Here is a 3402-nt window from a genome sequence, read left to right as displayed (position 1 = left end):
CGCTTGTAACTCACTTGGAAATGCAGGCGGTTCATCGTCCCCGTTGCAGTTTGTGACGGTGACTCACCCCTTTCATCCGTATTCCGGGCAGCGCGGTGCCTGCGTTGGGAAGCGCGGTAACCGAGCGGGCAAGCTGTTGCTGCTGCGCTTTGACGATGGCCGGATTTGCTCTGTTCCGCCGCAATGGACCGATGCAGCCGTGCCCAGCCTTGAGGTTGTCGCGGGAAACGGGCGCGCACTGTGCAGCCTCACCGACCTACTGGAACTCAGCGGTCTCGTAGAGCGCCTCATATCGCAAGGGAGATGCGCAACGCCGCAAGATTGTAAAGGAAATTTTGCCGATGTTGTAAGGAAAATAACGCCGCAAAACCCATGGGGGCTTCGCTGAATGTGCCGTATTAGCAGAGATTATATGCGATTGGTCGGCAGATACACGCTTGACAGTTTAATCATACGCGGCATATTTATAATTACGTCAATTGAGTCGACATCGGGGGGCGGCGCAGGTGTCGGACAGCGTCAAACGCAGGCAATCGAAAGCCAGCGCTTTGGCCGAGGATGGCACGCTCAATCCAGCCCCGGAAAAAATCGGCGATCAGAAGTTCCGGGAGGACGGCTTCTTCGATCCGCGCGACATCGTGCAGGTGAAGTACGAGATGCTGCGGCGCGTATCCGTCGACAAAATGTCGGTAACGGAGGTGTCCGACGAATATGGCGTCTCCCGCCCGACCTTCTACCAGGCCAAAGCGGACTTCGAGGACGCGGGTCTGGCGGGCCTAGTACCGAGGAAGCGCGGCCCGCACGGCCCGCACAAGATCCAGAGCGAAGTGCTGGCCTTCCTCAGGGCCCAAGTGGTTCCAGGCGAGCCCATTCGGGCACGCGAACTGACGAACCGGCTCTGGACAGAGTTCGGCCTCGATGTCCACCCCAGAACAATCGAGCGTGCGCTCGGCGTAAAAAAAACGGCGTAACCATCAGTGGTGGTGCGCAATTGCATTGTGCGATGCAGTCCCGCGCCGCGGAGCGATACGAAATACTGCGCGCCGCCGCGCTTGGCGCCGCGCTCCCTCTGGAGGCACGCAGCGGTCTTACCATCCTTCTGCATCGCGGCATGTGGGCCTGGGTTAGCGCGATCTTGCGTACGCCGGGCTGGTCCCCACCCGCGGCTTTGCCGCCTGTCGCCAGGCTGCCGATCGCAGACGAAACGTCCGAGCGACGCACAATCATCCACTTGCTCGCCGCCATCGTGATGGCGGCCCCTGAACGGAGAACAGCATGAACGAAAAGCTCAAGGTCCAATCGCATCATCTCGAGCGGAGCGCCTACCTCTACATCCGACAGTCATCGATGCGACAGGTCATGGAGAACGTCGAAAGCACCAAGCGTCAATACGATCTTCGTGGTCGCGCGATCGGGCTTGGATGGCGCGACGACCAGGTCACCGTCATCGACAGCGACCAGGGCGTATCCGGCGCTTCAGCGTCGTGGCGCGAAGGCTTCCAGCACTTGGTGTCCGATGTCGGCATGGGCCGCGCGGGGATCGTCATGGGCCTGGAAGTATCCCGCCTCGCCAGAAACAATGCGGACTGGCATCGGCTGCTGGAGATCTGCGCTTTGGCCGACACACTCATCCTCGACGAAGATGGCGTGTACGACCCGGCCAACTTCAATGACCGGCTTCTGCTGGGCCTCAAGGGCACGATGAGCGAGGCCGAGTTGCACGTTATCAAAGCCCGGTTGCGCGGTGGCATTCTCAACAAAGCACGCCGCGGTGAATATCGTTGCCCCCTTCCGACCGGCTTCATCTACAATGAGGTTGGCGATGTGGTCCTCGATCCGGACGCTCAGATCCGGGAGATGATCACCCACTTCTTCGAGACGTTCTCACGGGTCGGGTCGGCTACGCAGACCGTCAAGGCGTTTGCCAAGGAGGGTCTGCTCTTCCCATCCCGGTTCCGCAACAGCAAGCGGGTGGTCTTCCAACCCCTGACCACATCGGCGGCCTTACGCACGCTGCACAATCCTCGTTACGCGGGCGTCTATGCCTATGGCCAGCGGCTTTACCGCAGAACCGTCGACGGAAAGAAACAGATCCGCAAACGTGAGCCCAATGAATGGCTCGCATGCATCCCGGACGCCCATCCCAGCTATATCAGTTGGGACCAGTTCCAGCACAATCTCAAGGCGCTCGAGGCCAACGGCCAAGGCTACCAAACCGCGCGCATCTCGCCACCGCGCGAAGGCGCGGCTTTGTTGCAGGGGCGCGTCATATGCGGGCGGTGTGGCTGTCACATGAGGGCCCGTTACGTCACCCGGCGCGGTCAGGTGGACACTTGGTACGTCTGCAGCCGCGCCTACGTCTCTCGGGGTGAGCCTCACTGCCAGTCGATCGCAGGCTGGCCCGTCGACGGGGCGATCGGCGAACTCATCGCCGCAGAAATGACGCCCGCCGCCGTGGAGTTGGCTTTGGAGATCCGAAAAGAAATCGAAGCGCGCTATGACGAAGCGGACAAACTCCGGCTCCGTGCCGTCGAACGCGCCCAAATCGATGCCGATCTTGCACAGCGGCGGTTTATGCTGGTCGATCCGAACAACCGTCTGGTTGCCGACACCCTTGAACGCGAATGGAACGACAAACTGCGCATGCTGGCTGATCTACGAGAAGAACGAGAGAGCGCCCTACGCCAAGACCGAGCGACACTCGACGATGCAATCCGTGATCGATTGATCGCCATGACGGCCGACTTCAAAACGGTCTGGTGCGACCCCACCTTGCCGAACCGAGAACGCAAGCGGCTCCTTGCCTATCTCGTCGAAGACGTCACATTGCTCAAGTTCCAGGCCGAGGGTGAGACCCGGATCCACATCCGCTTCAGAGGCGGAAGGACCGAAACATTGACCACCCAGAACCCGAAAACCTCAGCACAGCAGGTAAAGACCCGGCCCGAGGTGGTCGAATTGGTCGACAAGCTTCTCGACGATCATATCTGCGCCGAAATCGCTGACATCCTGAATGCAAGGGGAATCCGTCCCGGCGGCTCAGCGCGGCGCGGCAAGGCTGACGCCCAGTTCACCGACTTGCACGTCATCTATCTCGTCAAGCAATATGGTCTGCGCTCGCGCTACGACCGGCTGCGCGAGCGGGGAATGCTGACAAAAGCAGAAGCCTGCGCAAAACTCGGAATCACCGAATGTACCCTGGTCAGATGGGCGAGATACGGCATCGTGAAAAGACATGCCTACAACGGCTATATCTGCCTCTATGAACTGCTAGAGCACGTCCCAGCCAAACAATCCAGCCGATGGAACCAGCTTGCCCATCGGGCAGAGGCTATCCGCCGACTCAACTCCTCAAAATGCTCCGATCTCAAGGAAAGGGCTGTAGTATGAAGCCAGTTAGTT

3 protein-coding genes are annotated in these 3402 nt (G+C 60.0%); all 3 read left to right on the top strand.

What is annotated here, in order from left to right:
* On the top strand, positions 1 to 388 hold a 388-nt coding region (locus tag ABVQ20_RS40305), incomplete at its 5' end, for a DUF5372 family protein (RefSeq protein WP_354465407.1).
* A 118-nt stretch (positions 389 to 506) separates the two neighbouring features.
* Positions 507 to 971 carry a helix-turn-helix domain-containing protein gene (locus ABVQ20_RS40300; protein WP_354465405.1) on the top strand — a complete coding sequence of 155 codons (465 nt, stop codon included), beginning with the start codon at positions 507 to 509 and terminating at the stop codon, positions 969 to 971.
* A gap of 304 nt (positions 972 to 1275) precedes the next feature.
* Positions 1276 to 3390, top strand: a complete 2115-nt coding sequence (locus tag ABVQ20_RS40295) for a recombinase family protein (protein ID WP_354465403.1) — start codon at positions 1276 to 1278, stop codon at positions 3388 to 3390.
* Positions 3391 to 3402: the final 12 nt, after the last annotated feature.

This window comes from Mesorhizobium shangrilense (assembly GCF_040537815.1).
Lineage (GTDB): Bacteria > Pseudomonadota > Alphaproteobacteria > Rhizobiales > Rhizobiaceae > Mesorhizobium > Mesorhizobium shangrilense.
Note: the sequence above shows the minus strand (reverse complement) of the source record. Positions and strands in the feature narration are given on the sequence as shown.